Source organism: Vandammella animalimorsus (assembly GCF_002285265.1).
Taxonomy (GTDB): domain Bacteria; phylum Pseudomonadota; class Gammaproteobacteria; order Burkholderiales; family Burkholderiaceae_C; genus Lampropedia.
Map to the genome: position 1 here is coordinate 163808 of NZ_NSJB01000004.1, position 7569 is coordinate 171376.

A 7569-nucleotide genomic window follows, 5' to 3' on the forward strand; every position below is an offset into this window, starting at 1 on the left:
CGCAGCCGCCGACGCGCGCCCGGCCATTGAGCGCACCACCCACTGCACCGACATGGCCCAGGTGCGCGCGCGCATCGACGCGCTGGACGACATCCTCGTGCCGCTGCTGGTCGAGCGCGGCGGCTACATGACCCAGGCCGCGCGCATCAAGGCCACGCAGCAGCAGGTGCGCGATGAAGAGCGCATCGCCTTCATCGTCGCGCGCGTGCGCGAGCGCGCGCTGGCCGAAGGCGGCCAGCCCGACCTGATCGAGGCCATCTACCGCGGCATGATGGAGGCCTACATCGCCTACGAGCACCGCGAGTTCGAGCGCCTGCGCGCACCCGGCGCAGCAGCAGCCGACCATGCCCAGGGCTGAGCCGCCCTGCCCCAGCGCCTTCGGCCCGCGGCCATGAAGCTGCTGCACACCTCGGACTGGCACCTGGGCCGCAACCTGTTCGGGCGGCGACGCCACGAGGAATTTGCCGCCTGGCTGGACTGGCTGGCCGGCACCGTCGAGCGCCAAGCCATCGACGTGCTGCTGGTGGCCGGCGACGTGTTCGACACCGGCACCCCCAGCAACGCCACCCAGGCGCTGTACTACCGCTTCTTGCACCGCGTGGCCGCCGCGCGCTGCCGCCACGCCGTGGTCATCGCCGGCAACCACGACTCGCCCTCGCTGCTGGACGCGCCGCGCGAGCTGCTGCAGGCGCTGCAGGTGCACGTCGTCGGCCAGGCCCGCGCCAGCGCCGAGCAGGAAGTGCTCACGCTGCACGACGCGCAAGGCCAGGCGCAGCTGATCGTCTGCGCCGTGCCCTATCTGCGCGAGCGCGACCTGCGCAGCGCCGAGCCGGGCGAAAGCCCGCAGGACAAGGAACGCAAGCTGCTGCAGGGCCTGGCCGGGCACTACGCCGCCGTGGCCCAGGCCGCGCTGGCGCGCCGCGCCGCGCTGGGCCGGCCCGTGCCCATCGTCGCCATGGGCCACCTGTTTGCCAGCGGCGGCCAGACTTTGGACGGCGATGGCGTGCGCGATCTGTACGTCGGCAGCCTGGCCCAAGTTGGCGCAGACCTGTTCTCGCCCGCTTTTGACTACGTGGCGCTGGGCCATCTGCACGTGCCGCAGACCGTGGGCGGCCAGGCCCACATCCGCTACAGCGGCGCGCCGCTGGCCATGGGCTTTGGCGAGGCCGCGCACAGCAAAAGCGTCTGCCTGGTGCAATGGGCCAGCGCCGGTGGTGATGCGCCGTCCAGCACCGCGCCCAGCGCCATCACGCTGCTGCCCGTGCCGCGCTTTCAGCCACTGGCGCGCGTGCGCGGCGACTGGCCCGCCATCGCCCAGCAACTGCAGGCGCTGAGCGCGCAACATCCCCTGCCAGCCCCACTGCCAGCCCAGGCGCAGCAGGCCGCTGCCGATACCGATACCGAGCCCAATGCTGAAACCACGCCCGGCGCGCGCCTGTGGCTGGAAGTGCTCTACGAAGGCCAGGAGCTGCTGCCCGATTTGCGCCAGCGCGTGGCCGCCGCCACCGCCGATGCGGCCATCGACGTGCTGCGCATCGCCCAGCCGCGCCTGAGCGCGCAGCTGCTGGCGCACAGCCAGGCCGACGAAAGCCTGCAGACGCTGGACGTGCACGAGGTGTTCGAGCGCTGCCTGGCCGCGCACCACATCCCCGATGCGCAGCGCGCGGCACTGCGCCAGACCTACGCCCAGGCCCTGCACGAGCTGCAGCAGGCCGACCCGCAGGCGCAATGAGCGCCCGCACGCCTTGCCACACCGCCCCATGCGCATCCTGCACATCCGCCTGAGCAACCTCAACGCCTTGAGCGGCCAGTGGCACATCGACCTCACGCACCCGGCCTACGCCAGCGAGGGCCTGTTTGCCATCACCGGCCCGACCGGCTCGGGCAAGAGCACGCTGCTGGACGCCATCTGCCTGGCGCTGTACGGCCGCACGCCGCGCCTGGCCAGAATCGGCAAGAGCGGCAACGACATCATGTCGCGCCAAAGCGGCGAATGCTTTGCCGAGGTCGTCTTCGAAACCCCGGCCGGGCGCTGGCGCTGCCACTGGAGCCAGCGCCGCGCACGCAAGCATCCCGAGGGCGAGCTGCAAGCGCCGCGCCACGAAATCGCCAACGCCGACACCGGCCAGATTCTGCAAAGCAGCCTGCGCGGCGTGGCCGAGCGCGTCGAAGCCCTCACCGGGCTGGACTTCATGCGCTTTACCCGCTCCATGCTGCTGGCCCAGGGCGGCTTTGCCGCCTTTTTGCAGGCCGGGCCCGAGGAGCGCGCGCCGCTGCTCGAACACCTCACCGGCAGCGGCATCTACAGCCAGATCTCCATGCACGTGCACGCGCGCCACAGCCAGGAGCAGCAGCAACTGCAGGCCCTGCGCGCCGCGCTGCAGGGCGTGCAGCCGCTGCCGGCCCAGGAGCTGGCCCAGCTGCAGCAAGAGCTGGCCGGGCAACAAGCCCACGAAGCCCAGCTGCAGGCCCAGCTGGCCGAGCTGGCCCAGGCCATTGCCTGGCGCCAGCGCCTGCAGCAACTGCAGCAACAACACGCGCAATGGCTGGCCGCCCAACAGGCCCTGCAGGCCGAGCAGGCGCGCTTTGCGCCCGAGCAGGCCCGGCTCGACGCCGCGCAGCGCGCGCTGGAGCTGGCCGCCGCCGACGCCGCGCTGCAGGCGCTGCGCCAGGCCCAGGCCAGCGACGCCCAGCAGCTGCAGGCCCTGCAAGCGCACAGCGCCGCGCAGCAGCAGGCACTGGCGCAGGCCGAGGCCGACCAACAGGCCGCCGAGCAACGCCTGCACCAGGCCCAGCAAACCCAGGCCCAAAGCCGACAGCTGCTGCAACAGGTGCAGGCGCTGGACTGGCAGCGCCAGCAGCAGCAGCGCCAGCTCAGCGAACAGCAACAGGCCCTGCAGGCGCTGCATGAGCGCCTGCAGCACCAGCAGGCGCAACACCAACACAGCCTGCAGGAGCAGGCCCAGGCCGAGCAGCAGCTGCAGGCCCTGCAGGCGCAACAGCAGCAGCGCGCCGGCGATGCCCGGCTGGTCGAGGAGCTCTCCGCCCTGCGCGAGCGCATTGCCGCGCTGCAGCAAGGCGCGCAGCAGGCCGCCGCCCTGCGCCACGATCTGATCCAGGCTGAACAGGCCCAGGCCCAGGCCGAAGCGCACCGGCAAGCGCAACAGCAGCAAGCGCAGGCCTGCCAGGCCGGGCTGCAGGCGCAGCAGCAGCAACTGGCCCGGCAGCAGGCACAGCTGGCCCAGCTGCTGGACCAGCAATCGCTGGGCCACTGGCGCACCCACCACGGCGCCCTGCAAGCCCGCCTGGAGCAACTGGCCCAGGCCCAGGCCGCTGCCGACGAAGCCCGCCAGGCCCAGCAGACCGCCGCCGAGCAGCTGGCCCTGGCGCAGCACTGCCAGGCCCAGGCCCATGAGGCGCAACAGCGCCAGCAGCAACTGGCCCAACAGCTGCAGGCCCTGGAGCGCGAGCACCAGCTGCTGGAGCAGCAACACCAGCTGGAGCTGCGCATCCAAAGCCTGGAGCAAGCGCGCCACACCTTGCAGAACGGCCAGCCCTGCCCGCTGTGCGGCGCGCTCGAACACCCCTTCGCCCAGAGCCTGCCGCAGCCCGATCCACAGGCCACGGCCCAGCGCATCCAGGCCGCGCGCGCGCAACTGCAGCAATGCCGCGCCGAGCACACCCAGCAGCAACTGCGGCACAGCCAAAGCCATGAACAGGCCCAGCAGGCCCGGCAACACAGCCAGCAGCAGCAGCAGCGCGCCCAGGCTGCGCTGGCCAGGCTGCAGGCATTGCACGAGGCCCTGGCCCAGCCGCCCGCCCCAGCGCCTGCCGCACTGCCGCCGCCGACCTGCAAGGCGCAGCAGGCCGCCACCGCCCTGCTGCAGCGCCTGGCCCAATGGCCGGCCGACGCTCAGGGGCCGGAGCACAGCGCCGCACTCGATGCCCTGGCCCAGGCCCTGCACGCCGCCCAGGCCGAGCAGGCCGCGCAATACCAGGCCAGCGCACAGCGCCTGGCCGAAGCCGAAGAACTGGAGCAGGCCATCGCCCAAAGCCACGCCCAGCTGGAGCAGCAGCGCCAGGCCGCCGATCTGGCCATACAGGCCAGCCATGCCGCAGCCGAGCAGCTGGCCAAGGCCCAGCACGCCTTGCAACAACGGCAGCAGGCCCTGCACACCCTGCAGGCGGCGCAGGCCGCGCAGCGGCAGGCATTGCGGCAGGCTCTGCAGAGCCTGCCAGACCAACACGCCCTGCCCTGCTGGGCCGCCGCACCCCACCCTGCGGCCCAAGACCACACCGAGGCCTTGGCCGACGCGGACGAAGTCGATCAACAAAACCTGCAGGCACTGTTGCAGGCGCTGGAGCAGCGCCGCGCGCAATGGCTGCTGCTGCAACAACAACATGGCGCGCTGCAGCAGCAGCTCGCCGCCCTGGACCAGCGCATTGCGCAGCAGGCCCAGCATGCCGAGCAATTGCAGGCGCAATGGGCCGAGCAGCGCAACCAGTGCCAGGCTCTGCAACAGGCCACCGAGCAACTGCAGGCGCAGCGTCAGGCCTTGTTCGGCACGCAGGATCCAACGGCCCAGGCCGAGCGTTTGCAGGCCGATTGCCAAGCCGCCGCCCAGGCGCTGCAACAGGCCCAGCGGCACTGGCAGCAGGCCCAGGCCGCACAGCTCGAACACCAAAGCCGCTGCCAGGCGCTGCAGCAGGCCCAGGCCGAGCGCGCGCCGCAGCTGCTCGCACAGGCGGCCGAGTTCGCCGCGCAGCTGCAGGCGCGCGGCTTTGCCGACGAGGCCGCCTACCGCGCCGCCACGCTGCCGCCCGCCCAACGCCAGCAGCTGGCCCAGCAGGCCGAGCGGCTGCGCATCGAACAGGCCCGCCTGCACAGCCAGCAGCAGGCGCTGCAGGCCCAGCGCAGCGCCCTGCAGGCCGAGCACCCCGACGAGCCCCCGCCGCTGCCCAGCCTGCAGCAGGCCCAGGCCGAGCTGGCCGCGCAGCAGCGCCAGGCGCTGGAGGCGCTGGGCACGCTCAAATCCCGCCTGGCCGAGCAGCAGCGCCTGGCCGATCAGCAGCAGGCGCAGCGCCAGGCCATCGAGGCGCAGCAGCGCGAATGCCAGCGCTGGGAGGCGCTGCACGCGCTGATTGGCTCTGCCGATGGCAAGAAGTACCGCCACTTCGTGCAGGGCCTGAGCCTGGCCATGGTGGTGGCCCAGGCCAATCGCCAGCTGCAGAAGATGAGCGGGCGCTACCTGCTGGTGTGCGACCCGGCGCAGCCGCTGGAGCTGAACGTGATCGACAACGACCAGGCAGGCCTGGTGCGCACGACCAAGAACCTCTCGGGCGGCGAGAGCTTCATCGTCAGCCTGGCGCTGGCGCTGGGCCTGTCGCACATGGCCAGCCAGAACGTGCGCGTGGACGCGCTGTTTCTCGACGAAGGCTTTGGCACGCTGGACGACGAGGCGCTGGAGACGGCGCTGGACACGCTGGCCAGCCTGCGCCTGGAGGGCAAGCTCATCGGCGTGATCTCGCACGTGCCGGCCCTCAAGGAGCGCATCGCCACGCAAATCGTGCTCACGCCCCTGCCCGGCGGCCACAGCCGCCTCAGCGGCCCAGGCTGCTCGGCCGTGGCTGCGCCGCCGCCGCCCGCCCCATCCAGCAAACGCCGTGCGGCGCAGTGATGCACACGCCAGCCCGCTGCGCCATGGGCCACTGGCCGACCCGCGCCTTGTTTACATTTTCAGAGCGTGTTCTGCTCGAACGTTGACAAATCCAAGTCCTGGCCGCTGACTGGCATCGCCATCTCGCAGGAAGCTCTGGTCATGCCCGCGAAGGCGGGCATCCAGCGCCACCCTTGCGCACGAGAGGGGATTGGCCAACGGCAGCGCCGCCCCGTCAGCGTCGCCCCTGTCAGCGTCGCAACTGGACACCCGCCTGCGCGGGTGTGACGAGAACGAGAGAAGGCGGCGCTTGCAGGAAATGTCTTCATCAGAATCGAAACCGCTCTAAAGAGGTCGCAGTTTCAGCAGCCAGCAGGGTAAAACAGTATTGGCTCTCGTAGCCACCGCCTGCGCCAGTGTTGCGTGCCGAGGCCGGGATGTGCGCCCGGCGGCGCACCTCCTTTTCTTGTCTCGCCAAGAAAAGGAGGCAAAAGAAGGCGACCCCACTGCCCGCGACCCCGGCGCTACGCGCCGGGGCAACCTGTGCCGATGACCTGCCAGGGCGGATGCTGCGGAAACTCGCTGCGCGGCTGCGCCGCTACGCTCAAACAGCCGCAGCAAAGCATGATGAACAAAGCAGGCCCACTGTGTGTGGGCCTGCCCGCCCTGGCAGGCCAACGGCCCAGGCGCTGGCAGAAGGGGGCTCTGTTCGGGCCATCGCTTCGCTCGGCCCTTGGCTGGGCTGCTTGCCCCCATTTGCCGGCCCAAAAAACAGGCTGTCGATCACTGCACCCGATGGTTGCCAGCCACTGCGCGGCGCAGCGCGGCCACGGCCTGCTGGCCGCTGCGCACTGCGCCTTCCAGCGTGGCTGGGTAGGGGCCGTGCACGTAGTCGCCGCAGACCAGCAGCCGGGGCCAGGCGCTGCAGGGCTGCTGGCCGGGGCGTTGCAGGCCGGCCGTGCAGGCGAAGGTGGCGCGCTTTTCGATGATGCTGGCCACGGGCTGCCAGCGGCGCCCCGCCAGGCCGGGCAGGGCCTGGACCTGGGCCAGCACGCGCTGCGTCAGCGCAGCCTTGTCCAGCGCCGCATCCAGGGTGCTGGCCACCCAGGCCAGCAGGCCGGGCTCGCCCGTCAATTGCTGGCGGTCGAACACGTACTGCGCCACGCCGCCGGGGGCCAGCGCCAGCATGGGCCGCGCCAACAGGCCGGGCGCTGGCGCGGCTGGGGGCGCAGCCGCTGCCGTATCCGCGCCTGCGGCGCGCAGGAACACCGTGCCAATGGCCTCGTGGCGCAGCGCAGCGGCCTGTTGCAGCCAGCTGCGCAGCTCGGCGCTGGCCGCAGCCCCGGTCGCGGCTTCGGCTTCGGCCTCGGCGGCCAGCGGGCGCAGCAGGCGCAGGGCCTCACCCGCCGGGGTGGCCAGCAGCACGGCGTCGAAATGCTGGCCGTCCAGCAGCCAGCCTGCGCCTGCTTGACTGTCTGCCGCAGGCTGCAACTGATTGATGCGCTGGCCCAGGCGCAGCTGCGCGCCCTGCGCCTGCAGCCAATGCCAGGCCGGCTCGGCCAGCAAGTCGCCCAGCGGCACTTTGGGCAGCAGCAGGTCGGCGCTGCCCGGCCCGCCGGCCACGCTGTCTTGCAGCACGCGCAAGAACACCGCGCCGCTGGCCTGGGCCAGCGGTGTGTTCAGCGCGGCGGTGCACAGCGGCTCGATGAGCTGCTGCACCACCGCCTGCGGCAGGCCGGCGCACAGCTGGGCCACGCTGGCCGTGGGCGCGCAGGCAAAGCCGGCGCGCTGCCAGGCCTGCAGGCGGCGCAGCAGGGCCAGGCGCGCCCCCCAGCCCCAGCCTTGCGCGCGCAGCAGCGCCCAGGCTGTGCCCAGCGCCTGGGCCGGCGCCTGCAGCGGCGCGGGCAGCCGG

At 72.0% G+C, this 7569-nt stretch carries 4 protein-coding genes; 3 read left to right on the forward strand and 1 reads right to left on the reverse strand.

The annotated features are described in order from the left end of the window. Positions 1-52 precede the first annotated feature (52 nt). The 3 genes from CK625_RS08370 to CK625_RS08380 are packed head-to-tail and all read left to right on the forward strand — an operon-like array spanning position 53 to position 5678. Positions 53-358 (forward strand): chorismate mutase, encoded by a 306-nt coding sequence (locus CK625_RS08370; RefSeq protein ID WP_238945582.1) that lies wholly within the window; start codon positions 53-55, stop codon positions 356-358. Between the two features lie 33 nt (positions 359-391). After that, on the forward strand, positions 392-1732 hold the full coding sequence (locus CK625_RS08375; RefSeq protein WP_095539850.1) for an exonuclease SbcCD subunit D C-terminal domain-containing protein: 1341 nt from the start codon (positions 392-394) through the stop codon (positions 1730-1732). A 13-nt stretch (positions 1733-1745) separates the two neighbouring features. Then, positions 1746-5678 carry an AAA family ATPase gene (locus tag CK625_RS08380; protein ID WP_238945577.1) on the forward strand — a complete coding sequence of 1311 codons (3933 nt, stop codon included), beginning with the start codon at positions 1746-1748 and terminating at the stop codon, positions 5676-5678. A gap of 762 nt (positions 5679-6440) precedes the next feature. Here CK625_RS08380 and CK625_RS08385 read toward each other — a convergent pair. Continuing rightward, positions 6441-7569, reverse strand: a 1129-nt coding sequence (locus CK625_RS08385) for a hydroxysqualene dehydroxylase (RefSeq protein ID WP_095539852.1), incomplete at its 5' end; no start/stop codon positions are given.